The sequence below is a fragment of the Akkermansia sp. JRP_AM1 genome (genome assembly GCF_049262625.1).
In the GTDB taxonomy this organism is placed as follows: Bacteria; Verrucomicrobiota; Verrucomicrobiia; order Verrucomicrobiales; family Akkermansiaceae; genus Akkermansia; species Akkermansia massiliensis.
This window is the reverse complement of the sequence record NZ_CP118234.1, coordinates 1,647,738-1,673,104: the sequence shown is the minus strand read 5'-3', so window position 1 is coordinate 1,673,104 and position 25,367 is coordinate 1,647,738. Positions and strand designations below refer to the sequence as shown.

At 59.6% G+C, this 25,367-nt stretch carries 20 protein-coding genes and 2 pseudogenes; 11 read left to right on the top strand and 11 right to left on the bottom strand.

The window, feature by feature from the left end; all coding sequences use genetic code 11:
* Positions 1-194: 194 nt before the first annotated feature.
* From PVA48_RS07900 to PVA48_RS07860, 9 genes are all read right to left on the bottom strand, one after another.
* Positions 195-962 (bottom strand): hypothetical protein, encoded by a 768-nt coding sequence (locus tag PVA48_RS07900; RefSeq protein ID WP_423231555.1) that lies wholly within the window; start codon positions 960-962, stop codon positions 195-197.
* A gap of 26 nt (positions 963-988) precedes the next feature.
* Positions 989-1,771, bottom strand: coding sequence for a hypothetical protein (locus tag PVA48_RS07895; RefSeq protein ID WP_423231554.1), 783 nt, complete (start codon positions 1,769-1,771; stop codon positions 989-991).
* Between the two features lie 25 nt (positions 1,772-1,796).
* Complete coding sequence (locus PVA48_RS07890; protein WP_423231553.1) at positions 1,797-3,152, bottom strand: sulfatase-like hydrolase/transferase; 1,356 nt, start codon at positions 3,150-3,152, stop codon at positions 1,797-1,799.
* On the bottom strand, positions 3,146-4,663 hold the full coding sequence (locus tag PVA48_RS07885; protein WP_423231552.1) for a sulfatase-like hydrolase/transferase: 1,518 nt from the start codon (positions 4,661-4,663) through the stop codon (positions 3,146-3,148). The genes PVA48_RS07890 and PVA48_RS07885 overlap by 7 nt, the downstream gene beginning before the upstream one ends.
* A 79-nt stretch (positions 4,664-4,742) precedes the next feature.
* The gene (locus tag PVA48_RS07880; RefSeq protein WP_102728763.1) at positions 4,743-5,537 is read right to left on the bottom strand and encodes a PEP-CTERM sorting domain-containing protein; all 795 of its coding nucleotides are present in this window, start codon (positions 5,535-5,537) and stop codon (positions 4,743-4,745) included.
* A gap of 356 nt (positions 5,538-5,893) precedes the next feature.
* The gene (locus PVA48_RS07875) at positions 5,894-7,729 is read right to left on the bottom strand and encodes a GreA/GreB family elongation factor (protein WP_418177826.1); all 1,836 of its coding nucleotides are present in this window, start codon (positions 7,727-7,729) and stop codon (positions 5,894-5,896) included.
* Positions 7,730-7,846: 117 nt separating this feature from the next.
* Complete coding sequence (locus tag PVA48_RS07870) at positions 7,847-8,185, bottom strand: hypothetical protein (RefSeq protein WP_423231551.1); 339 nt, start codon at positions 8,183-8,185, stop codon at positions 7,847-7,849.
* Positions 8,186-8,386: 201 nt separating this feature from the next.
* Positions 8,387-8,644, bottom strand: a complete 258-nt coding sequence (locus PVA48_RS07865) for a hypothetical protein (RefSeq protein ID WP_022397577.1) — start codon at positions 8,642-8,644, stop codon at positions 8,387-8,389.
* 101 nt (positions 8,645-8,745) lie between these two features.
* Positions 8,746-10,344 (bottom strand): hypothetical protein, encoded by a 1,599-nt coding sequence (locus tag PVA48_RS07860; protein WP_102729045.1) that lies wholly within the window; start codon positions 10,342-10,344, stop codon positions 8,746-8,748.
* A 434-nt stretch (positions 10,345-10,778) separates the two neighbouring features.
* Here PVA48_RS07860 and purC point away from each other — a divergent pair, with 434 nt between their 5' ends.
* The 8 genes and pseudogenes from purC to PVA48_RS07820 all read left to right on the top strand — a co-directional run bounded on the left by purC (position 10,779) and on the right by PVA48_RS07820 (position 17,226).
* The gene (purC, locus tag PVA48_RS07855; RefSeq protein ID WP_022397579.1) at positions 10,779-11,489 is read left to right on the top strand and encodes a phosphoribosylaminoimidazolesuccinocarboxamide synthase; all 711 of its coding nucleotides are present in this window, start codon (positions 10,779-10,781) and stop codon (positions 11,487-11,489) included.
* A gap of 74 nt (positions 11,490-11,563) precedes the next feature.
* Complete coding sequence (locus PVA48_RS07850; protein ID WP_022397580.1) at positions 11,564-12,010, top strand: hypothetical protein; 447 nt, start codon at positions 11,564-11,566, stop codon at positions 12,008-12,010.
* A 21-nt stretch (positions 12,011-12,031) separates the two neighbouring features.
* Complete coding sequence (gene purL, locus PVA48_RS07845; protein ID WP_102729044.1) at positions 12,032-14,434, top strand: phosphoribosylformylglycinamidine synthase subunit PurL; 2,403 nt, start codon at positions 12,032-12,034, stop codon at positions 14,432-14,434.
* A gap of 48 nt (positions 14,435-14,482) precedes the next feature.
* Complete coding sequence (locus PVA48_RS07840) at positions 14,483-15,190, top strand: phosphoribosylformylglycinamidine synthase subunit PurQ (protein WP_022397582.1); 708 nt, start codon at positions 14,483-14,485, stop codon at positions 15,188-15,190.
* A 41-nt stretch (positions 15,191-15,231) separates the two neighbouring features.
* Positions 15,232-15,582 (top strand): hypothetical protein, encoded by a 351-nt coding sequence (locus tag PVA48_RS07835; protein ID WP_423231550.1) that lies wholly within the window; start codon positions 15,232-15,234, stop codon positions 15,580-15,582.
* Positions 15,579-16,010 (top strand): hypothetical protein, encoded by a 432-nt coding sequence (locus PVA48_RS07830; protein ID WP_423231549.1) that lies wholly within the window; start codon positions 15,579-15,581, stop codon positions 16,008-16,010. The genes PVA48_RS07835 and PVA48_RS07830 overlap by 4 nt, the downstream gene beginning before the upstream one ends.
* A gap of 138 nt (positions 16,011-16,148) precedes the next feature.
* Positions 16,149-16,840 (top strand): annotated as a pseudogene (locus tag PVA48_RS07825) (M42 family peptidase); the annotation flags it as partial.
* A 125-nt stretch (positions 16,841-16,965) separates the two neighbouring features.
* Positions 16,966-17,226, top strand: coding sequence for a hypothetical protein (locus PVA48_RS07820; RefSeq protein WP_423231548.1), 261 nt, complete (start codon positions 16,966-16,968; stop codon positions 17,224-17,226).
* Positions 17,227-17,763: 537 nt separating this feature from the next.
* Here the strand turns inward: PVA48_RS07820 and PVA48_RS07815 are convergent.
* Together PVA48_RS07815 and PVA48_RS07810 are read right to left on the bottom strand one after the other, a co-directional pair.
* A complete protein-coding gene (locus PVA48_RS07815; RefSeq protein ID WP_102727542.1) occupies positions 17,764-18,234 on the bottom strand; it encodes a MauE/DoxX family redox-associated membrane protein in 471 nt (156 codons plus the stop codon).
* A 14-nt stretch (positions 18,235-18,248) separates the two neighbouring features.
* Positions 18,249-20,987: a glycoside hydrolase family 2 TIM barrel-domain containing protein gene (locus PVA48_RS07810; protein ID WP_102729042.1), complete on the bottom strand. Its 2,739-nt coding sequence runs from the start codon at positions 20,985-20,987 to the stop codon at positions 18,249-18,251.
* 272 nt (positions 20,988-21,259) lie between these two features.
* Here PVA48_RS07810 and PVA48_RS07805 point away from each other — a divergent pair.
* From PVA48_RS07805 to PVA48_RS07795, 3 genes and pseudogenes are all read left to right on the top strand, one after another.
* Positions 21,260-22,290: pseudogene (locus PVA48_RS07805) on the top strand (rod shape-determining protein).
* Between the two features lie 196 nt (positions 22,291-22,486).
* Complete coding sequence (locus PVA48_RS07800; RefSeq protein WP_423231547.1) at positions 22,487-24,079, top strand: Rne/Rng family ribonuclease; 1,593 nt, start codon at positions 22,487-22,489, stop codon at positions 24,077-24,079.
* 62 nt (positions 24,080-24,141) lie between these two features.
* A complete protein-coding gene (locus PVA48_RS07795; protein WP_102722856.1) occupies positions 24,142-25,263 on the top strand; it encodes an AsnC family transcriptional regulator in 1,122 nt (373 codons plus the stop codon).
* The last annotated feature ends 104 nt before the right edge of the window (positions 25,264-25,367 follow it).

Here is a 25,367-nt window from a genome sequence, read left to right as displayed (position 1 = left end):
CCACCCAACACCCCCTCTGCCCGCAAGCTCCGTCTTTCTCCGTATGAATATGAACTGGCCAACCCATTAAACCCGGCTATTTCCACATGCCGCGGGGATTGTGCCTCCGGCATCCCGGAAAGGAAGGCCTGCATCATTCATCCTCTGGATCCACTCACCAGGCGGTTCAGGATAAAAAATGGACAGCCTTCACCTTATTCCCGCGACACCTTCAGCCTCAGGAACCGCCGCGTCGGCGCGTTGCCGTCAATCACTATGGGATCAAGGTATTCGGCACGGTCTCCGGATGGCTCGACCGTCGCTTCCTCCCTCCAGGTAACCAGGTCTTCCGTGCTTTCCACGCTGAACGTCACGTCCGTGGCCGCCGTATTCACCGGCCATTCCAGCACCAGGCGGCATTCCCCGTTTTCCTCCCTGACCGCCAGCCTCGTGACGCTTCCGCAGGGCTTGTTCGGGTCCAGCCCCGCGGCATACTTCATCAGGTTGGTGATGCCGTCGCCCGCGGGACAGGCGTCCGGGACAGTCTGGTCCTCCGGCGTTCCGTCGGCAAAATGGTCCTTCTTCCATTGGTCATACGGGGAAGGCGTACGCGTCCAGGCTAGCACCAGGGCGCTTTTTCCCGCCGTATTCTCCTGTTTCAGGGAAAAAGAACCCTCACTCTTCCAGGCTTCCGCACTGGCGGCGTCATAGGAAACGGAGGGAAGAGCCGCCATGGAAAGAGTGGTCCCTTCCACCAGCTTCCAGCTCTGTTCCTGTTCCTTCCCGGCCATGGCAGGGAGAGCCACGCGGATTTCCGCCGTGCTATCCAGAGACACTGGCCCCTCCGCGCTCCACTTGGCCTCCTGGCTAGGGTTCCGGGGGAGAGAGAAGGACAGGCATGCCCCTGCGGCCACGTCCAGCCGCGTCATTCCGCGCACGCCGGCGTTCGTGCCGAGCCGCACCGTTCCGCCTTCCACGCTCACCGGAAAATGGCACAAGGAAATGCCGCCTAAGCCCAGCGTTCCTCCCCCGTCTTTCTCAGGCTGGAGGTGGAGGAATACCCGGCGAAGGAATAAAGAGGGTCTTCCATGCTGACCAGGCAATCCGGGTCCGCATGCATCACCAGGCGCACATGGCCCATGACCGTGATGGAATTGGGCACGCCGCCCGTGGAGGCTCCCGCGGAACGCCCCCGGAAATTGCCGCTGAAGGAAACGGGGCGGGAGGAATCCGTGGACCGGAGGTTGAGCACGGTGGGAGCCTCCGCGCTGCCGCCGGAAACGTAAACGGCGCCCCCCAGGTTTCCGGCGCTGTTTCCGGTAAAGGAACAGCCGCCTTCCACGTTCACGGTGCGCTCCTCCTCCCCGTCATTGGCATCCAGGCACAGGGCGCCCCCGTTGTGGGCCGCCGCGTTGCCGGAAAAGGAGGAACCCGCCGCTACCTGCACGTTCCCGCGGCTGTAGAGCGCGCCGCCGCTGCCACCCTCCGCCCTGTTGCCGGTAAAGGAAACGGCGGCCTGCTGGACTACGGAACCTGCGTAAACCGCTCCGCCCTGGGAGAAGCCGCGCACCGTGTTATTTTCATAGGAGGCGGAGCCGGAAAAAGTGACCTGCCCGTAATCCAATATGCCGCCGCCGTTGCCCGTCTTGTCCGCATTGCTGGAGCCGCCGCCGGCATTGACCAGCACATCCGCCAGCAGAAGGGCCCCGGAGAGGAAGGCGGCGGACCCAAGGCCAATCCTGAGAAGACGCAGACGACCGGGAAGAACGGAAAAACAACGTGTTTTCTTCATGAGTCTTGTCCAGTTGGTGAAAAGTTTATTGCCGGATGGGAACGAAGGAGGAAGCATCATCCGGGTCCGTTTCACCGGGATCGATGACGCCGTTGCCGTTGGCGTCCTCCACAAGGTCGGGAACGCCGTCGCCGTCGGAATCCACGTCCGGGAAATCAGGCATGCGGATGTAGGCCGTCCCCACCGCCTGGCCGTTCCTGGTGAGGACGGGATATTGCGCATCCGCCTGACGGAGTTCCCGGATCAGGGAGCGCGCCATGCGCATCAGGCGTTCCTGCTGCGCCGGGTCCTGGGCCAGGTCATTGCTCTCTCCGATGTCGTCTTTCAGATTGAAAAGCTGCCACGGGAAGCGGCCCGCGGTCCTGTAGCCGTTGCCGGAATACAAATCCGTATGGGCGTACTGGTCCATGTAATTGTAAATGACCTTCCAGTCTCCTTTCCGGTAGGTGGAATAGAAATTGGCGTAGGAATGGTGGTGCGGGAAATGCTGGAATATCTTCTGGGTGCGGTGGAAGGAAGAATCCCCCCGGAAATAGGGACTGATGTCCTCCCCGTCCACCTGATGGCCCACCGGAACCTTCAGCTTCAGCATATTCAGAATGGTGGGATAAATGTCCCAAATCGCCACGATGTCATGGTTCACGGAATTCTGCGGAATGGGATATTCCTGCTGGATGGGGCTGGAGGAATCGACCTCCGCCCAGCCCACGATCATCGGGATGCGCGTTCCCCCTTCGTAACGGCTGCCTTTGCGCCCTCTCAGAGGAGCTACGGCGCTGATTTTCTCAAGCCATGGAATATCTCCGCTATAGCTCTGCTGGATGGGAGCGTCTCCGCCGTTGTCGGACATGAAAATGACCAGCGTCCTGTTGGCCACGCCCAGTTCCTTGAGGTAATCCATCAGATCCCCCAGGGATTTGTCCATGCCGCCGATCAGGGTGCCGAAATTGCGGAGATTGCCGCCAATGGAAACTCCCGGTTCAAAGGACGTGCCCGAGGGATAAGTATCGTAGTCCCCGTTGGGGTCCGGCTGGTCGTGCCGCTGGTGGACGGCGTAATGGGTCATGTACGCGAAGAAAGGCGCATTCTCATCCACGGCGGCCTTGATCTGCTTCTTCATCTCCAGCGTCAGGGCATTTGTCAGGAAATTCCTCTTCCTGTCTTCCGTCGCAGTGGTTCCGTAATATTCCTCCAGGTCAGGAACATGGGTGTTCCCGGAGCCGAACTGATCCTCTCCCCGGTAGGAGGCGGGCTGTCCGGCGGAGCAGCCGGCTATGTTGACGTCAAATCCCAGGTTGGCTGGATTGGAATAAAGCTGGTTGGACGGGGCGAAGTGGGCCTTTCCCACCGTGATGGTCCGGTAGCCGGCATCCTTCAGCACGCGGGGAGAGGAATTTCCTGCTGGCTCATCCCTGCCATGTTCCACTGGGGAGCACGGATGTGGGGAAGACCGCCGCTGTATTCATTCAGCGTGGGGGCATTCACGGCCGTCCAGTTGGTGACCCGGTGACGGGCGGAGGTCTTGCCCGTCATCAGGGACGTGCGGCCCGGAGAACACAAAGGGCACGAATAGGCATTCGTGAACTTCATCCCCTGCGCCGCCAGCCTTTCCATGGAGGGCGTTTTATAAAAGGCGTTCAGCTCCGTAACGACGGGCTGGCCGTCCTTGTAATAAAATGGCACGGACGTATCCTGCCAGCCCATGTCGTCCACCAGGAACACCAGGACGTTGGGCGTGTTCTCCGCCAGCACGGAAATAATCAGGGACTTGCTCTTCTCCGTGCCGTCCGCCGCGGTCAGCGTCAGCGTGTACTGCGTCGTCTCCGCGGGAGACACCTGAACACTGCCGGCTCCCGCCGTGCTGGTGATGGGAATCTCCGCGCCATTGGCGGTCAGGGCGAGGCTTTCCGCTTTCACCGTGCTCCATGTCAGAGTGGCTTTCTCATCACTGCCGGGAGCAACCCTCTTTTTGTCGGATTCAAAGAGAAGGATTTCCGGTTCCTGCTTCCTGACGGTCACCGTCACTTCTTCCTTGGAAACGGTTCCGTCCTCACAGGCGGCGCTGAGAATGTAGGTCGTGGTGGCATCAGGCTTTACCGTGACGGAACCCGTGCCGTCTTCCGTAGTGGCCGGAATATCCCGGCCGTCCCTGGTGCTCAGCGTGACCGCTCCGCACTTCCAGGTTTTCCAGCTCAGGACGGCTCCGGAGGTTGAATCTTCCATGACCTCTGAAGGAGTCGCCGTAAAAGTCACGATGCCGGGAGAAGGAGCCGTCAGGCGGACCGCATTGATGGCGGAACGCGTTTGGGAGGCCCCGTTGCCCGTAATGGTAATCGTTCCTCCGGTGACCGGCACATACTTCAGCGTCAGCTTGTTGCCTCCTTCCTGAAACGCGCCGGAAAACGTGCCGCGGTCCTGGATGGTGCCGGTGAGGCCGTTAACCGTATAAAGCATGTCCCGGTCCGAGTCATTGCAATCCCCGTAAATTTCCACATGGCAGTATTCCGCCATGGAATCGGGAAGCCGGGAAATCACGACGTTTTCCGTTCCCCGGATACCGGCCCAGGAATCCATGAGCAAATAATCACGGTTCCTGCCCGACGCAAAAATGCCGTTACTGGCGCAATAACCCGGATTGATGGCGCAGGAGGCTTCCGTGGACACTCCCGCCGCAGTTTTCAAGGAGGAAACGGTCGTAGCGGCATTCGCCGCAGGCTTGATGAAATTCCATGTTTTTCCTTCCTCCGCCAGGGTTCCGGGCTCCGCCTGCCGGAACGCCGCCTCCGTGGCCGCAGTTCCGTTCAGCACTCCTATCCCTATTTCTTCCGCATGCGCCAGGGAGCAGGCGGCCAGCACAGCCGGAACCCATCCGCACCAATTCAGCTTTCTCATGGTGATTTCCTCTTCCGTAAACAGGAAGGCGCCGACTGTTCCTTTCGCGAACGGCCGGCGCCTGCATGAAGAACAAACGTTACGCGCGCCTGCGGCGCATCAGCAGAGCGCCCAGGCCCAGCAGGCCGAGGCTGGCCGTGGCCGGTTCCGGAACGGAGGTCAGCGCCAGGGCATTGATGTTGCCGGTACCTCCCTGGGACTGGATATCAAGCCGGGTGCCATCCGCCGCCACGTCAAACGTGTAAGTAATCAGCATCCAGTCCCCGGTATGCGTGTTGCCCGTGACGGTGGCGCCGTTCAGCGTAGCGCCGGACCCGGTGGAGTAGTCGTCCAGGCTGGCGGAAATGTTGGAGATTCCGGTGCCGTCAAGGCTGAAGGAAGAAGTGTTGCCCGCACCGTAATTGTTTCCGCGTCCCACCAGCATGGTCAGCGTGTAGGTGCCGGCGGACAGGTTGTTCAGGGACATCGTGAAATTGCCGTTCGCGGAGCCTATCGGATTGATCGCGCCCCCCATCGGATTGCCGGTAGTCATATCCTGGCCGAAAACATCGTAAAACTTGTTGCCCTGGCCCAGGGCGGACCCTTTGGCAGCGGCATCGGTCATGGCGCCGGGACCTCCGCAGCAGAGTCCTCCCGTCGTCAGGGTGATTCCGGTGCTTCCTCCCCCCGTAGTGACCAAGGTTCCGGAAGTATAGGAATTACTCTGTCCCGTGGAAATCTTGTTCACTTTCTGTCCGGGTTCTCCCAGATACGTGCCGTCCACAACGGCGGTGCCATTGCCTGAATTGATCCCGAACGAGATCAGAACGGTGGAGGCTTCGGCCGCCACCGCCGCCGCAACCATAGTTGCCAGAATGAATAATGTTTTCTTCATGGTGTCAATGGGATATGTGATTGGAAATGATGAAACACCGCTTCCATTTCTTGACAAATAACGAATTTAGAATCCGTTATGAATGTTAGAAGAAAATCTGAAAAAATATACTGCGCATCTCATTGAAAATAAGCCGTTTTATTTTTTGTGCCTTGAAAAATGAATCTTTGCCGGAGAGATTGTCCAGCCCATTCAAACAATAGTCTGTTTGATTAAGGTATTCATACTAATGAAATAATAATCCGAACTCTGGTCTTTTTTGTTGACCACGGATTCTAAATCCGTGAAACAATGGAAAGTTTTTCCATGAACAACAAAAAGGCCTTAGTCAAAAGGGAAAGCAACTCTCTTAAAAATTAAAAAGCGGCTTCAATCTTCGTAATGGTGAACACTTTCTTCTTGTCGCCGTCCATCGGCACGATCTTCACCTGGTCTCCCACGCTCCTGCCCGTCAGCTCCTTGCCAACCTGGGAAAGATAGGAGACAATGTGCTTTTCCGGATTCGTATCCCACGCGCCCAGAATGGTGTACACCACGGCATCCCCTCCGGCCAGGGGCTGGAGGGTCACCTTCATCCCCATGGCGGCCTTGGAGGTATCCGTCACGGCAAAGTCCGTGCCGCGGGCCAGGGCCAGCGCCTGCTCCAGTTCGGAACGGCGGCGGTTGAGCACCTTTTCCACTTCCTTGGCATCCTGGTAGCCGCCGTTTTCACGGAGGTCTCCCTCCGCACGGGAAATCTTCTTGTTGTGCAGGTTTTCCGGAATCTTCACATTCACCAGCTCTTCCAGCTCCTTCTTGCGGGCTTCCAGGCTGTCCCAGGAAACGAAAATCGGTTCCGGCTTGTCGGAGGTATCCACCAGGGCGTCCAGCACGATGGCGTGCAGGTCAGGGAACACGCTGATCACGCGGGCCATCAGCGCACCGCGGTCCTGTTCGGAGAAGGCGGAGGTATTGTACAGCATCTTGGCGAACTGGCGCACTTCCGCCACGTCCTGCCCCTTGATCATTTCCTGGATGATGTTCTTGTCCTCCATGAACAGGTTTTTCAAGCGCAGCATGCGGTTGGGGCCGCCGTCCATGTGGTCCTGTTCAATCAGGGAAAGCATCGCAATGCCGACGGGAAGGCCGAAGAGGGGCTTGGAGGCGTCATGCCGCTGGCGGCATATCCAGATGAGGGATTCAGCCGGAAGAGTCTGGCGCAGCAGTTCATGCTTCAAATGCTTGACCAGGGCCTTGTCATGCCCTTCCTCTATCAGGAACTTGGCAATCTCTCCCACGGCGCGGGCGCCGCTCGCGTCAAACAGCTCCAGCGCCTTCTGCGTCCACTCTTCTCCAAAGACGGCGGGCAGCGTAACGTACACGCGCTTCTGGCGCACGGCGGGCATGGAATTGAGCACTTCCGCGAAGCGTTCCACATCGCCGATATTGGCTTCTACGATGGAGCGGAGGGGGTAGACGGCCTGGGCCGCTTCCGTGTTCTTCACGGCGGCGATCAGGTCGTCCCGGAGCACGGCCAGCTCCAGCACCTGCTGAAGAGCCAGGCTTCCGCCGTTGCGCACGTCGGCGTCCACCGCCTGAACCAGGGCGTTGACGGCGTCCGGCTCCGTCATGACCGTTTCCATCTTGATGCCGTCCAGCACGCGCACCTTGGCTTTCAGGTCCGCGGCCTTGTTGTAATCCTCCAGGGCGGCCTGGGCGCGGGAAAGAATATTCGTGCGGAGCGTGATGCGCTCTCCCTTGCGGGTAGGCATCATGAACTGGACGTTGGAACGGAGCATGGCGCGCACCTTGTCCCACCAGTTCTTCCATTTGTCCGCGGCAATCACGGTGCCTTTCAGCGCAGCTTCCAGCTTTTCCGGGGTAAGGGAATTGCCGTAGCCCTGCAAGGTGACGCGCACCAGTTCCACCGGATCGTCCACGGACAGGTTGATCAGGGATTCGGTATCTTCATAACGCCTGGCCAGGAAATGGTCATCATGGAGGAACTCCAAAATTTTTGGAGCAAATTCCAAGGCAACTTCGTGTTCCGGATTTTCCTCAAAATCAATAACCAGCTTTTTGGCGGCCAGGTTCCAGGAAATGACTTTGCCGGCGCCCCAGGTGGTATGGAAGCAGTAACGGCCAGGTGCGATGCGATCAAGTTTTTCAGCGAGAGAGGGGGTGATTTTCCCCAGAGACAATAATTTCTCCAAGTCGGCGTGCATACTAAAGTGCATGATACGCGCACCCCTACCGGTATCAAGACTAAATTCCCGTAGAGGCACACGGCCAGTGCATCAAGGGCTGCCTGAACCCCTTCCGCCTACCAGTCAAAACGGCTCCCATTGATTCCAAAGCACTCTTTGCGGGGGTACCCTCCCGCCGGCGGAGTCTTCCCGCAACACATCGTAATGCTTCATGATATACCCCGCACTGTCCTTCACGCTTTCGTCCTGGTATGCGCTGTACGCACACTCCAGCAGCTTCTCCACGGTTTCAAACCCCTCGTCCTGCGGCATCAGTATCCTGGTTTTTCCGTCCATCCCGCGGATGATCACCATGTCCAGGGAATCCGGGTCTGAATCCCCCGCCGCCTTCCCGGCGGCAATCTCCCCGGAAGCGGCATGGTCCAGGACCCGGATGATCAGCCGGGACAAACCCTTCCCCATATCCATCCACCCCCGTTTCACCCTGGGTGAATAATCCCGGCCCACGCCCCCGGCATCCATCCAGAATGGTTCGCCTTCATAAGGAATAAGGCGCCTTTCAGGAGTTCCTTCAAAAAACCAATTGCAATACATCTGGGCAGGATTCAAATTCAGGGAAGAAGCCCGGACTATCAGCGTTCCGTCCAGATAAAAACCGAACTCCTAGTCAAAGGACCCCAGGTAAATGCAGGCATACGTAAAGGGGGGATTTTCCGGGAAAAGCATTTCCCAATAAACGCCGGCGTCACCCCAATAGGCCTCTTCCCAAGCGCATGCGAAATATTGGGCCGGGTAAATGAGAGTCATTCCTTCTTCTACCTCCTCATCTGCCGCCGATGGAAAAGGAACCAGCGAAAAAGTCATCCAGAAGCAGAGCAGCAGTTTGAACATCAGTATTTTTTTAAACCAGTAGAATACCATGGGCAAGTTAATAAAGGCAATTCATCTCCGGCCCTTCCGCTGCGGAGCCCTAGCCCGGACGTTTCCGGAAAAGACACAGGGAAAATCCCCCCGGCCCCGGATTAAAACCACCAGGCCCGGCCACCCCTGCTGCTCCACAGGCCGCTTTCACGGCGATATTCCCGCGCCCCTTCCTCCGGCGTTCTTCCCTGCAGCACGGCACGCTTCTCAATAATTCCCTTCAAATAATCCTCATCGCAAGTGAACAGCAGGTCCATGGTATACAATAAATCCATCAGCTCCACCACGGTTCCCAAATCAGCATCAGCGGCAGACATGATCCTCTCCGTTCCGTCAGCCCCGCGCACGATGCAAAAGCCGGTATCGTCCACGTGATGAGCCGTTCTCCCTTTTCCGGACACCAGCTCTCCCCTGGCAATCCCGGTGAGCAACCCTTCCATCATGCCGCCTATCTCCCTCCCGACGATGAGCCACTCCCTCTTCACCCTGGCTTCACAATCCCCCTCCGCATCCGGAATGCCCTCATAAGGGAATAACTCCCTTTCCGGTACCCGGTGAAAAAACCAGCTGTCATAAACCTCCCAGGGATGATGTGACTGGGATTCCGCACGCCCCATGAGGGGGCCATCCAGATAAAAACCGCAGATGCCGCGCCCGGGAAGCAAACAGCACACGGCGGGCTTCCCCTCCGTCCCCGCCGGGAACAAATCCTTCCAAAGGGGATTTGTTCCCAAAGGCTTCAGAAAACGCTCCCGGAACCCACGGACATATTTTTCTCCCGAATACGGGGAGGGCGCTTTTTCTTCCGGCTCCTCTTCCGCAGCTGCAAACTCCCCGCGCATGCTTTTTTCCCGTTCCCGGGCGGCCTCATCCTGCTCCATTCGTTTCCAAACCCGTTTACTGAATCCCTCCACCCATTCACTGGACACCATGGGAGGCGGCTCGTCACCCGCTTCTGCGGCATACTTCCGGACGGCGGCGCACTGCTTCATCACCCATTGCTCCCCTGCCGGGGTCAAATCATCCATCATGGCCATGTCTGCCAATCCCCAGGCCAGAAACCTCATGGCCGGCCTCATCCTGCCTTCTCCCCGGCACAGGTCTTCCGCCATAGCGCCGGACTCCCCGCGGAAGTAGCAGTAATTCCCGTCGCACCCGGTCACGTACTGGCGGTACAGGTCCATGGGGAAAGTTCTGCGAGTGACCGCTTCATCCCACGTTTTGCGAAGTTCAGCCGCTACGGCAGGGTTTAATGCCGTCCGGCCTCTTTTAACAAATAAGCGACTGTAAAGAACAGGATTGACCACGGCCTCCACCCAGGCGGCAGAGAGCTCACGATATTCCCGGAATTGGAGGAAATTCAGAACCATATTTCTTTTACGCCCGGCAAAAGGGTCTTCTTCCGTTACGGTATCGGCAACACAGTCCCATCCCTCCAAAAGATTCCCTAAAACGGGAAAGTGCAAGCAGGTCAGCAGCACGGCAGCCTGTTTCATCCCGGGACTCCGGAAATCCGCCACCGGAAACTGGGATAGCATCTGCATGCTGCATGGCCCGATGGCTCTGGCCCAGCACAGTTCGTTCCCGTCCAGATAAAAGCCGAATTCACGGTCAAACGAAGGAAGGTACAGGCACGCATAGGCAAAGGGCGGATTGTCCGGAAAAAGGGTCGTCCAATAGCGGCTGTTCTGGGATTCCACGGCAAAATACTGAACCGGGCATCTTAGAGTACTCCAACTTTCAACATCGGAATGGCAGGTGTCCTCCGCCCGGGACGGAAGTGTGAGAGCGAGAGCCGTCCAGAAACATGCAGCCAGTTTGAACATCAATCATCTTCCTAACATCCGCGGAAACAGGTGGCAAGTTGATTATGCTTTTTTCATTCAGAAGAATAATGGCCGCCGGTTTGTGCCGGATTTCAGACATTCACCTCCGTGGCTCTCCGGAAAAGACCCGAGTCCAGAGACCGGAAAACCGGGTTTGCCCGGTTGGATGGCCCTTGTCAATTCCTTCCCCATGGGATAGCCGCAAGGGCGTGCGGAGGCGCCCCCTTCCTTCGTCCAGTTGCGGCTTGACCGTGCGGAACGTCTGGCGTAACATCCCCGCACGCATTCAACCCTGCGCAACACGTATCATGGAACCTATTTACGAAGGGAAGGCCAAACGCCTTTATACGACTGACAATCCCAACGTCCTCCGCATGGAATACAAGGACGACGCCACCGCCGGAAACGGAGCCAAGAAGGCCCAGTTTGAAAACAAGGGCAGGATGAACAAGGCCATCACCCTGGTCATTTACCGCATGCTGGAAAGCAAGGGTGTGAAGACCCACCTGGTCGCGGACGTGGACGACATCAACATCGACGTGAAAAAGGTTTCCATCCTTCCCCTGGAAGTGATCGTGCGCAACATCGCCGCCGGCTCCTTCAGCCGCCGCATGGGCGTCAAGGAAGGCACCCCCTTCAAGAAGCCGATCGTGGAGTTTTCCTACAAGGACGACGACTTGGGCGATCCCTTCATCAATGATGATTACGCCCGTGAACTGAATGCCGCCACGGAAGAGGAATGCGCCTTCCTGAAGGACCAGGCCCGCATCGTGAACGACGTGCTGATTGATTTCTTCAAGCAGGTGGGCCTGACGCTGGTGGACTTCAAGATTGAATTCGGCCGTCTGGCGGAAGATCCCTCCCAGATCGTGCTGGCTGACGAGATTTCCCCGGACACCTGCCGCCTGTGGGACATCAAGACCGGCGAGAAGATGGACAAGGACCGCTTCCGCCAGGACCTGGGCAACGTGATGGAAGCCTACGAGGAAGTCCTCTCCCGGCTCCAGAACAAGGCCTGAGCCCTTTCCCCTTTCATGGGAGCCGGTTGTCCGACCGGCCCCCATTTTTCATTTTACCAACATTCTTGAGCGATATGACCCTCCACTTTGAAGTTATCAGCCGGTTCCAGGCCGCCGCCAACGCGGACGCCCTGCTCTACACTCCCCTGAATGCCGGCCTCACCTTCCGCCGCAGCCGCGTTTACACCGTAGAAATCAGCGGGGACGAACAAAAAGCCCGCGAATATCTCCTGAGTGTACTGGTGGACCCCATCTCCCAGGAATGCACGGAACAGGCCGCCCCCATCCTGAAAGACTCCCTGTTCACGATTGACTACGGCATGAAGGCCGGCGCCCTGGACCTGGAAAAGGAAGCCATCCTGCAAAACTACCGCGGCCGCCAGAACATGGGCTTTACCCTGGACGGCCTGAAAATCACCCAGCGCGTGTACGTCTTCGGCCAGGGGGACAAGGAAGCCCTGGCGGCGCGCTTTGCCAAGGACGTCTGCAACCCCGCCATTCACAACTGGACCATCGCCTAACCCCTCTCCTTCCCCATCCACATGTCCGCCAAAACCTACCGCACCGTTCCCGTGAGGGACCTGAGCAGCGACGAACTGCTTGAACTCAGCAAAAAGCAGAAGCTTTCCCTGTCCCGCGAGGACATGGAAGTCGTCCAGCAGATTTTCCGCGAAATCGACCGCGACCCCACTGACGTGGAGCTGGAAGTGATTGCCCAGACCTGGTCGGAACACTGCAAGCACCGCATCTTCTCCGCCTCCATCAGCCACAGCGTCAACGGAGGCGCGCCGGAAACCGTGGACAGCCTCTTCAAGACCTACATCAAGAAGCCTTCCGAAAAGATCATGGAACGCAAGCCGGGCTTCGTGCTCAGCGCGTTTGACGACAACGCCGGCTTCATCGCCCTGGACGACAAGCTGGCCGTCTGCCTGAAGGCGGAAACGCACAACCACCCCTCCGCCATTGAACCCTATGCCGGGGCCAACACCGGGCTGGGCGGCGTCATCCGCGACATTCTGGGCGCAGGCAAGGGCGCCAAGCCCATCGCCTCCCTGGACGTCTTCTGCTTCGGCGCTCCGGACACGAATCCGGCGGACATCACCGCTCCGGACGTCATCCACCCCCTGGGCATCATGCGCGGCGTGGTGCGCGGCGTGCGCGACTACGGCAACCGCATGGGCATTCCCACCGTGAACGGCGCCATCCAGTTTGACCCCACGTACATTTACAACCCCCTCGTCTTCTGCGGAACCGCCGGCGTGATTCCCCGCGGGGACATCCTGAAGGAAATGCGCCCCGGCCTCAAGGTGATCGTCATCGGCGGACGCACGGGACGCGACGGCCTCAAGGGGGCCACTTTCTCCTCCGCCGCGCTGGACGAAGCCTCCCACGAAGAGGACTTCACCGCCGTGCAGATCGGCAACCCGATTGAGGAAAAGAAAACGCTGGACTTCATTCTGGAAGCGCGCGAACGCGGCCTCATCGTCTTCATCACGGACTGCGGCGCGGGCGGCTTCTCTTCCGCCGCCGGGGAAATGCTCTCCGTCACGGGCGGGGAAATCTTCCTGGACAACGCACCCCTTAAGGAACCGGGCCTCATCTCCTGGGAAATCTTCCTGTCGGAATCCCAGGAACGCATGGTCCTGGCCGTGGAGGAAAAAGACCTGCCGGAGCTCCAGAAGCTGGCGGACACCTTCCAGACGGAGCTGACCGTCCTGGGCCATTCCGACGATACGGGCATCCTGAAAGTCTGGCACAAGGGGGAACTCGTCTGCTGCCTGGACAACTCCAAGCTGCATGACGCCCCCATCAAGAAGCTGGAATCCGTCTTCACCCCCGGCAAGGGCCTCACGGGCCTGCCCCTCCCGGACAAGGACCTGAACAAATCCCTGGAAACCGTCATGGGAGACTTCGCCATCGTCTCCCGCGAACCCATCATCCGGGAATACGACCATGAAGTGCAGGGCAACACCATCCTGAAGCCCCTGGCGGGCGCACAGGCGGACGCCCCGCAGGACGGCTCCGTGGTGGACATCGACGGCTCGGACAAGTGCATGGCCATGGCCTGCGCCATTCTTCCGGAATGGGGCAAGACGGACCCCTACGCCATGGGCACCGGCACCGTGGACGAATGCGTGCGCCAGCTCATCCTGGTAGGCTCCAACCCGGACAAGATCGGCCTGCTGGACAACTTCTGCATGGGCAACCCGGAAGACCCGGCGGAACTCGGCCGCCTGGTGGAATGCGTGAAGGCCATCGCCAGAGCGGCGGACGCGTACAACGCCCCCTTCATCTCCGGCAAGGACTCCTTCTACAACTACTTTGAAACGGAAGACGGCCCCATCAACGTGCCCGTCACCTTCCTCTGCTCCGGCTTCGGCGTGGTGGAAAGTCCGGACCATGTTATCGGCTCCTCCCTGCGGCGGAACGACAGCCTGCTGTACCTCATCGGCCACACGGAAGACGAGATGGGAGGCTCCGTTTTCGCCCGCACCCACGGCGTGGAAGACGGCAAGGTCCCCCAAACGGACTGTGCGGCAAACATGGAGCTGTACAAGGCCTATTACAACGCCCTGACTTCCGGCCTGGTGCTCTCCGCCCACGACGTCTCCGAAGGCGGCCTGGCCGTCACGGCGGCGGAAATGGCCTTCTCCGGCAAGGGCGGCGTACGGCTGGACCTCACGAAGGCGCCGACCGTCAACGGATGGAAATCCCCGGCAGTCCCCCTGTTCAGTGAAAGCACGGGCCGCATCCTGGTGGAAGTGGACCCGGAATTCGCCGCGGACTTTGAAGCGGCCATGGCCGGCTTCCCCTGCGCCTGCATCGGTAGCGTCACGAAGGAAAAGAGCCTCACCGCCACCTGCTGCGGCGGGGAAAAGGTGCTGGACTGCGACGTAGCCAAACTCAAGAAGCTCTGGAAAGACGGGCTCACCCCCTATTATTGATTTCCAAAAACCGGGACCTAACCATACCAACGATTCATTTCTACCAATATGCCTCACGCACTTTTACTGAAATACCCCGGCACCAACTGTGACGCGGAAACGGAACGCGCCCTGCGCGCGGCCGGCTTCTCCACCCAGATCCAGCCCATCGCCACGGCCACGCCGGAACACGTCGCCAAATCCCAGCTCGTCGTCCTCGGCGGCGGCTTCAGCTACGGGGACTACGTCACCAGCGGCCGCCTGGCCCAGCTGGAAACGGAACGCTTCCTGGGAGACGCCCTGCACCGGCACCATGCCGGAGGCGGCCTGCTCCTGGGCATCTGCAACGGCTTCCAGATACTCACCAAGCTGGGGATTCTGCCGGATTCCAGCCTGATTGACAACAAGAAGGAACGTTTTGAATGCGTCTGGGCCAAGCTGGTGAAGGTAGCTAAAAACTCACCCTTCCTCCAGGGCCTTCCGGATGAATTCGAGCTGCCCTCCGCCCACGCGGAAGGCCGCCTGGTCACCCGCCCCGGAGACGCGGAAAAATACCTGGCTGCCGGAAATGTGGCTCTCCAGTACGTGGACAACCGCGACGGCTGTGAATGCAGCATCGCGGGCCTCCAGGATTCCACCGGCCGCGCCATGGGCCTGATGCCCCACCCGGAACGCTTCCTGCTGCCCCGCCACCACTATGACAAGGACTGGGCCGGCAATGAAGACTGGGGCTGGGGATACTTCCTCTTCAAATCCGCCTTTGACGCCCTGAAATAACGGCACCATCCCACTCAACCGCCCAACCTCCGCACCTCCCCATGACAGACACGGCACTCATCGGTTCCTCCTGCGCCCTCGGCGCCTTCTGGTCCTCAAAACGGTACTTCGACTACCTGATTGATGAAACCAATCTGTCCCTGCTGCGCGGCAAGGAATTCGGGCAGGCCGTGATCATCTGCCCCTCCCTCCGGGAAGGGCGCAGGGCCATCCGGCAGAACATGGCCCCTTTTCTGGCGCAGGTTAAAACCCTGATCGACCTCCTGCATGAGGTGAAGGCGGAACGGGTAACCTACGTTACCTGCATTGACACCCAGCCGGAAACGGGCAATGAACATTCCCCCTGCTCCGCGAACCGGAAGATGAATGGCTTGCCGCGCTGGTGGAAATGAAAGCCTTCATCAACCTCCGGTTCGGACGCGTGCTGAACGTCTACCTTCCGGAAGTCACCGGAACGGGAGCGGACATGAGCGTGGCGGATTTGCTGGCCGCCGCCCCGGAAGGAACGGAAGAACTGGAAGCGGCCCTGCTGGAACGCCACCAGCTCTATCCCATGAACCGCCTGGTCAGGGATGTGGAAAAGGCATGGGAATGCGGAATCTTCTCCGTCAACCTGGTGCCGGAGCCCGTCACCACCTTTGAACTGGTGGAGCAGTGCTTCCCCTCCCTGAGCAACCGTCTTCCCGTCGCGAAGGAAACGGACCCGTACGGGAGCGCCAGAACATCCGTTTACTCCACGCAGTACCATGATCCGGACACCGGCTATATCATGGACAAGCAGGACGTCCTGGAAGGGCTTTCTCCGGTCAGGCAGGCCTAGCCCCCGCTGAAAACCATTTCCCGGCTCCGCCCGCATCCCGTGCAGGCGGGGCTTTTTCATCCCCCTCCCGGAACGTCTCCCCGCCAGCAGCCATGCTTTCCTGTTGAGCGGATACGGGAACGGTGCTATACAAAAGCCATGAAGATCAGCGACGACAGTCTTGAATTTTTAACGGAACTTCTGGAAACTCCCAGCCCCTCCGGCTTTGAAATAGACGCCCAGCGAATCTGGGCGGACGAGCTGCGCAAGTACACGGAAGACGTCCAGTGCGACACCTACGGCAACACCTGGGCCACCTTCCACGCGGAAGCGGAAAACGCTCCCACGCTCATGATTGAAGCCCATGCGGATGAAATCGGCTTCATGATCCGCCATATCACCAAGGACGGCTTCCTTTACGTGGAGCGCGTGGGCGGCACGGATACGGCCATCGCCCGCGGACGCCGCGTGCGCTTCCTGGGCTCCCGGGGGAAGTGACGGGCGTAACCGGAAACACGGCCATCCACCTGCGGGAACCCGGGGAAAAGGAACCTAAAATCTGGGAAATCTACGTTGACGTAGGTGCATCCTCCGACAAGGAGGTGGCGGAACTCGGGTTGCGCGTGGGCCATGTGGGCGTCTATTGCGACGGCCCCATGCTGATGAATGAAAGCAAGCTGGTATGCCGCGCCCTGGACAACCGCCTGAGCGGTTTCGTCTTGTCGGAAATAGCAAGGAAACTGTGCAAGCTGAAAAAGCCCCTCGCCTGGAACGTGATGCTCGTCAACGCCGTCCAGGAGGAAGTGGGCTGCATCGGCGCGGGAATGATCACCCACCGCCTGCGTCCGGACGCGGCCATCTGCATTGACGTGACGCATGCCACGGACTCCCCGGACTGGACAAGGGCAAATTCGGAGACATCAAGCTGGGCGGCGGTCCCGCGGTCATCCACGGCACGGCCAACCACCCCAACCTGGTGGCGCGCCTGGAAATCGTGGCTGACAAGAACAAAATCCCGCTCCAGCACGAAGCCGCCGGACGCCGCACCGGAACGGACACGGACAGCATTTACGTTTCCCGCAACGGCGTGGCCTCCGCTCTGGTATCCCTGCCCCTGCGCTACATGCATTCCCCGGTGGAAACGGCCGCCCTTACGGACGTGGAAAACACGATCAAGCTCCTGCTGGAACTGATCAAATCCCTGAAGCCGGAAGATACCTTCGGCCACAAGCTGTAAGACAGTACGGCGGCAAAGGCGCCCGGGAAAGGTGCGCCTTCTTTTGGCGGCAGCCAGGGCATGTGCACAGGGTTCGCGCCGGAGAACAAGCGGAGGGTGATGCGCCGGCCTGCGGGTTCCTCCTTCCTGCGGGCTTCAGGCTTCTCCATCCCTCCGGACGATACCCTGCCTCCCTGCCCCTGCAAGGAAATTTTCCACGACGAACACCGGTCTCAAGAAACGGTGAAAACCCGATTGGACGGAAGGCGGCGTTCATTGGTAAAATGAGGCTATGAAGGCCGGGAAACCGGACAAACCGGCAGGTCGGAAAGCGCAGCTTGAAGCCCGCAGGGTGAGTAAATCTGAAAAATGAACGGATCAAACCTTCATTCCGGGAAAGGGAGCCTGTTCTCCAAGCATATATGAATGCGGCGGCGTGCACGCGAAACTGCCTCCAGGGAGCAAGGGTCTTCCGGTCCCTGGAAATCCTTCTCCCCGGAATGTATTCCCAGAGAAACGTTCCAGGCCTGAAAACGGCCGCACGCCCTTTCCCATCGGTCACATTTCGCTGAAATCCAGCCGGGTCACATTGAAATACGTCTTCCCCTTCCGGCAGGAATTCCACAGGATGACCAGCATCAGCAGGAACAGGCCCAGCCTCCACGCCACTTCAAAGGGATAGCTGGTCACTTCCCTTTCCACGCCGATGCAATTGCAGGAAAGGGAAAGCCCCCTGACCCATCCCTGGACGAACAGAGCCACAAACGTGAACGTCAGCGCACTGCCCAGCAGCGCGGCGCCGGCGCAGGTCCGGCGGAAGAGGAGTCCCAGACCCACCACAATCTCGCACGCCACGCCCAGGCAGGCCAGGGGATGTCCCCAGGCCTCCGGGAAAATGGCGAACCGGTCAATAGTCGCCTGGAGCTGGTCCAGGTGGAACAGCTTGCGCCCCGCCACAAAGAGAAAAAAGCCCCCCATCCCCAGCCGGAGCAGGAGCAGGCAGAAACGGATGATCTTTTCTCTCAGCATGGCGGGGAGTCCGGTTATTCAAAGTGGGTTTGCTGGGCGCTCACCTTGTCGTTGCGCAGCTTGTTAAGCTCATGGCGCACCTTTTCCAGCTCCGTCTGGAGGGATTTTTCCCGTTCGGAAGCAGGCGCCTCTGCGGAAGACGGCGCAGCCGCCCCCTTCTTCGCCTTGCCTACGGCATCTTCCGTGAAGAGCATGTTCAGCCCGGGAGCCTTCGTGTCAAACTTCAAGACGCCGGAAACGGGTTTCTGAGAGCCGGGATGCTTCACGGAGGCCCTCACCGTCACTGTTCCGGGCTTGGCGCCCAGGCGCACCAGCGCCGGAGCGGAGCCCCACTTGACGGGCTGGGTCAGGGTGCCGTCCGGTGAATCCGTCAGCAATTCGGCAGGACCTTCCACAGAAAAGACAAGCTCTTCATCATTCAGGCGCTTCACCGTTCCACGGCTGTCCGTGACTTCCGCCACCACCGCAAACACGTCGGAACCGTTGGCGCACAGCTCCACGCCTTCCTCACGGTCCAGGCTCAGGCGGATTTTTTCCGCCCTCCGGGAGGGCCGCACTTCATGCCTGGTCACCACCTTGCCGCCAATCAGGCCTTCCGCCACCAGCTTCACCGCCCCTTCCTTGCCGGCGCGGGCGAGCTTCTTGTTTTCCATGAAATCCCAGGCCTTCGGGAACACGACGGGAACGCGCTTGAGGCCGTTGGGGTAGGAAGCCACCTTCTTTTCCACCGGCACGCCTCCGTTGACGCTCAGGCGAACGGAATCACAGTTGGAAAACACCGTCACGTCTTCCGGAGAAAAAGGCGTGCATTCGTTGGCTATGTACACCACGGGACCGGAGCCGAGCTCATTGCGCGTCTTCTGGGGCCGCTGGGACATGAAGGCGTAATAGGAGGTCTTGGGCTGGCGGAAGGCATCCAGAATGCCGCCGTAGAAAGGGTCCGGATGATAGCCGCGCTGGTGGTCGAAGGGGTGCCACAGGCAACCGCCGAAGTGGTAGGCCGAAGCGGCGTTCAGGGTATCATACGTAGTGTACGGGAACGAGGTCTTGAGGTAATGGAGGGCCTGCACCATCATGGGGACTTCACCCCAGTGGCGCGCCGCGCGGGAGGTGGAGTTATGGGCGGACCAGGTATCCACGTTATCCCCGAATTCACGGGTAAAATACGGCTTGTTGTCCTTCCGTTCCTTGATGGACCAGTGCTTGTCCCCCGTGGCCGGGTGGGCGTACAGCACCTCATAATGCTGATTGCCCTGGGCCACCGCGTCGCAAGCGGTGTAACAGCCCTTATACGGGTATTCCTCATGCACCAGGTCGCGGGCCTTCTTGGCGAAATCCGCCGGGTAATGGGTCTCGTTCAAAATGGGCTCCCACATCATCACGGAGGGATGGTTCCTGTCCCGGCGCACCATCTGGCGGATGTCGTCATAAACCCGGTCCGCAAAAGGCCCCTTGCCCCAGAACTGCCAGCCCGGCGTAGCGACGATGACGAAAAGGCCCAGGCGGTCGCAGGCGTCCATGAAGGCCGGATCCTGCGGATAATGGGCGCTCCGGATTACACGCATGCCGGCCTTCCTCAGCTTCACGGCGTCCTGCCATTGCAAGTTGTTGGGAACTGCATTCCCCAGCCGGGCGAAATCCTGGTGCCTGTTGCCGCCAATCAGCTTTTCAGGGAACAGGGAGCCATTCAGCACCAGCCCCTTTTCCGTAATCTCCACGGTCCGGACGCCCACCCTCATGGAGCGGTTGTCCAGCAGATGGGCCGGATTCTTGGCATTGTTCCCTCCGGCGGCGTTCCATACCTCCACGCTCAGGGTGTACAGGTTGGGATCATCCGGCGACCACGGCTTTACATTGGAGATCACCAGGGGAATATCCACTTCACCCGTGGAATGGGGCGGAATGACCAGCGGGGCGGTCTCTCCGACGGGGTCCACGCCCTTGGGGTCCGTCATCAGCGCCTGCACGCGCACCTTCTGTTCCTTGTCCGTATCGTTGGCCACCTGCACCTTCACTCCCACCCTGCCTTTGCGGGTACGGGGGTCAAGGGATTCCGTCCGGAAGAAAACTCCGCCGCCGGCAACGGTTCCGGCCTCGTTCGGGTCCGTGATATAGACGGGACCGGTGGAAATCAGGTAAACGTCACGGTAAATGCCTCCGAAGTAGGCGAAATCCAGGCTTTCCTGGGGCTTGCCGGGAGGATAGGACCCATCGTTGGAATTGTCCGCCTTCACGACGATCACGTTCTTCTGGCCCGGCTTCAGCCACTTGTCCAGATTCACGATGACGGGAAGATAACCCCCGAAATGCTCCGCGGCCTTCTCCCCGTTCACCCAAACCTCGCTCTTCCCCATGATGCCTTCAAAATACAGGGTGTTCCTCCTGCCTTTCAGCTTCTCCGGGGCCGTGAACGTCTTCCGGTACCACACCGGCCCCTGGTAATTGGAGCAGCCGCTGGCCTCCTCCGGAAGAAGCTCAATGCCGTTGGGAAGATTCACGGATTCCCAGGAAGAATCATTAAAGTCCGGACTGTTCACTCCTTCCGGGGCATTTTTGCCCTTGAACAGCTTCCAGCCCACGTTCATGCCGTAGACATCCCTCTTGGTCGTATTTTCAGGCAGGCGGAGGGCTCCCGCTACGGAATAGGCTCCCGTGGATGACGCAGCTTCTTCCCTGTCCGCAGCCGGGTCCGCATAAAGAGAGAAAGAACCAGCCAGGCATGCCGCCGCCGTCAGGATAGTAGTGACTTTCATAAATGGAATAGGTGAATGTAATTTGGATATACGGGAAACACTGCCGCCATCTTTCATTCATATAGTACATCCTTGCTGATAATGCAAATACATATGTCATCCCGCATCTTCCGCTTGACCTGGAAGGCATGTTTTTTCATAGTCGATTCGTCCTGTACGGGATTATCCCGCAGCCCCGGTCCGGGTGCCAGGCTTTCAGTCCCGTGAAAAGGAAAAAGTGTGGCGTTCCTCCCCGGCTGTTTCAGGGCTACGCCTTTATCCACTAGTTTTTTATGTCATCTTTCTTTCAGAAAATTGTCAAACTTTTCTCCTATGACATTGGCATTGACCTGGGCACCGCCAACACGCTGGTCAACGTCAAGGACCAGGGCATCGTTCTGCGAGAGCCCTCGGTTGTCGCCGTCAAGGGAGACAAGGTTCTGGCCGTGGGGGACGAAGCCAAGCGAATGCTGGGCCGCACCCCCGGCTTCGTCACGGCCATCCGGCCGCTGAAGGACGGCGTCATCGCCGACTTCTACATCACGGAGGAAATGCTCCGTTACTTCATTAAAAAAGCCACGGCCAGGTATTACCTGATCAAGCCGCGCGTGCTCATCGCCATTCCCTCCGGCATTACGGAAGTGGAACGCAGGGCCGTCAAGGAATCCGCGGAAGCGGCGGGAGCTCGCCGCGTGCACCTGATTGAGGAGCCGATGGCCGCCGCCATCGGCGTGGGCCTTCCAGTCCAGGAAGCCGCCGGCAACATGATCGTGGACATCGGCGGGGGCACTACGGAAGTGGCACTTATTTCCCTCTCCGGCATCGTTTACAGCCGTTCCGTCCGCTGCGCCGGGGACGAGCTGGACGACGCCATTATCTCCTACATGAGGAGAACCTACAATCTTATGGTCGGGGAACGCACCGCCGAGGACATTAAAATCCGCATCGGCTCCGCCTATCCCCTGCCCCAGGAACTCTCTATCGAGGTCAAGGGCCGCGACCTGGTCGCGGGCCTGCCCAAGACAGTGACAATCCGATCAGAAGAAGTGCGCGAAGCGCTCACGGAACAACTCAACACAATTGTTGACGCCGTGCGGACGACTTTGGAACGCTGCCCCCCGAACTGGCCGCCGACCTCGTGGACCGGGGGATCGTTCTAGCCGGCGGAGGCGCCCTGCTGCGCGGACTGGACCAGCTCCTTCATGAGCAGACCGGCCTGCCCATCCACATTGCGGAAGACCCGCTCAGCGCCGTTGCGGAAGGTACCGGAAAAGCCCTTCAGGAACTGGACTTCTTCACTAATGTTACTGACGCGGAAGACTGAAGACGGAACCTCCGGAGCCAGCGCTCCGGCCTTGCGCCTGCCGTACTGCCGCATCACATCAACGCATCTGCCTGCATGATTCCTCTCCGGCCATCTCCACAGCTTGAAATCCAGCCGCTCCTGCCGGGAGGCGGCCCTCCGGGAACATTGCGGGCAATAGCACACCCTAGCTTATTCACACCCCGTGTTTACAAAAATGCTTAAAAAAATTAAACGAGCCTTCGGCTTCGGATCCTGTGATCCCATGGAAGGCTCCACCATCATCATCAATGCCGAGAAACTCGAACGCCGCGTAGCCCTTCTGGAAAACGGCGTACTGGAAGAATACACCATCGAGCGCGAAGGCGAAGACAACATCGTAGGCGGCATCTTCAAGGGCCGCGTCAAAAACATCGAACCGGGCCTCAAGGCCATGTTCGTGGACATCGGCCAGGAAAAGAACGCCTTCCTCCACTTCTGGGACGCTCTGCCCGCCGCGCTGGACTCCAGCCTGGAAGAAATCGAACGCGAAGGACGGCCAAAGAAGCAGCAGCGCAAAATCACGTCCAAGGACATTCCGGACATCTACCCCATCGGCTCCGAAATCATGGTGCAGGTCACCAAGGGCCCGATCGGCACCAAGGGCCCCCGCGTCACCACAAACGTCTCCCTGGCGGGACGCTACCTGGTCCTGATGCCCTTCACGGACCAGTTCGGCATCTCCCGCAAGATTGAAGACCCCAAGGAACGCCTGCGCCTGCGCCAGATCATGCAGAAGCTGAACGTGCCGGACGGCATGGGCATCATCATGCGCACGGTGGCCCAGGGACAGCGCTACCGCCACTTTGTCCGCGACCTCGCCATGCTGCTGGAGCAATGGTACGGCGTGGAGGAAAAGGAGGCCAACCCCGCCCCCGTCTGCGTGTACCGGGAACCCGACCTGATCGAACGCACGGCACGGGACTTCCTGACGGACACCGTGGACAACATCATCTGCGACGACGCGGAAACTACGGAGCACATGCGCTCCATTGCGGGAAAAATCTCCCGTCGCGCCAAGCGCCACATCCAGCACTTCCCCGTGCGCACGCCCATCTTTGAAGAACTGGGGATTGAAAAACAAATCAACGAAGCCTTCCAGCGCCAGGTGCTCCTGCCCTGCGGCGGCTACCTGGTGATTGACGAGACGGAAGCCCTGATTGCCATTGACGTGAACACCGGGCGCAACAAGGGCACCAAGGACCTGGACAAGACCATTCTGGACACCAACCTGGAAGCCGCCTATGAAATCGCCAGACAGCTCCGCCTGCGCAACATCGGCGGCCTGGTGGTGGTGGACTTCATCGACATGCGCCATAGGAAGGACCAGCAGGCCGTGTACAAAGCCATGAAGGACCGCCTGAAGCGCGACAAGGCCAAGACCCAGGTACTGCAGATCACCCCCATCGGCCTGATGGAAATGACCCGCCAGCGGCTCAATGAAAGCCTCCGGGAATCCGTTCATGACCCGTGCCCGTACTGCGGAGGCCGGGGCCGCGTCAAATCCGTGATGACCATGAGCGTGGAAATTCAGCGGCAGATCTACGCCTGCATCCAGAAATACAGGGAAACCATCGGGGACATGGTCATCGTCGTAAACTCGGAGGTGCTCTCCCGCTTCAAGAATGAAGACGCCAGCCTGCTCATGGAACTGGAACGCCAGCACAGCGGAAGGTTGATCTTCCGCGGCGACCACAACCAGCACCGCGAATCCTTCGCCATTTACGACGCCCGGTACGACAACAAGCCGCTGTACCAATCCGGGCAGTAGCTAAACCAACTCCGGCTTTCCGGGCCGGGCGACACCATCGCCCGGCCTTTTTTTGACCCGTCATGAACAGCATTCCCTCCTCTCCGAACGATCCCGTCAACACGGACATCCTGATGGTGGCGGAAGACCGCGTCAAGGGCTTCCGGCGCTTCCCCTTCCATGCCATTTCCGAGCAATGCGGCCACCCGGTCCCGGTAGTCATCCAGCGCCTGAAAGCCATGATGGAAGCCGGAGTGGTGCGCCGCGTGCGCCAGACGCTGCTGGCTACCAAGCTCGCCCAGGGGGCCCTGGTGGCATGGTCCCTGCCGGAGAAGAACCTGGATGCGGCCTTTGACTGGATGAAGGAGCACGACCCCTTCACGGGCCACGTGGTGCTCCGCAACACGGATGCGGCCAATCCCGGCGCCCAATACAGGCTCTGGACCACGGTCAAGGTGCCCGTGGGCTGCGGCACGCTGGAGGAACACTGCGAGATACTGAAACGCCACATCGGCGCGGACGACTATGTCCTGCTGCCCGCCCGCGGCGTTTTTGCGCTGGGCGTGGGGCACATGCGCCGCAGGGGCCTCCGGCCCGGGGACAAGACTCCGGAACCGGCCCCCATGCAGGAAACGAAAACCGTCTCCCTCTCCGGGCTGGAATGGAAGGTGCTCCTCTCCGTCAAGGAACAGCTCAGGCCGGAGGAAATGGTGGAAGACCCCTGGGCCCTCCGCGCCGCCCAGGCTGGCCTGGAACCGGAGGAATACTGCCGCACGGCGGAAGAGCTGGACCGGAAGCAGGTCATCGGCCGCTTCGCCACCTTTTTGGAACATGTACGGACCAGAACGAACGACGGCCCCGTCACCAAATACAACGGACTGTTCCACTGGACGGTTCCCGCCGGCATGGAAATCCGGGCGGGAGCGGAATGCGGACGCCACATCTGCATGACCCACTGCTATTGGAGAACCGGAGGGGACATCTTCGGCGGGGCGCAGATCATGGGCGTGGTGCACGGCCTGGAAAAAAACGCCGTGCTGGAACACAAGGCGGCGATTGACCGCCATCTGGACGCCTCAGGCATTCCCGTCCTGCATACGGCCGTCTTCTGGGGCGAACGCTCGGAAATCAAGCCCTCCGAAATTTCCCCGGACCTGTACAGGAAATGGACGGAGGAAGTGAAAAGCGCCCCCGTCCTGCGGTAGGCGTCCTTCTTCCTTTCCTCCCTGCTTCGCGCCATTCCCCGTGGCAAACTTGTTGCACGAACAGGTTTCCCTCCCGCGCGTCCGTTCTGGCATGGTGGCGTCGC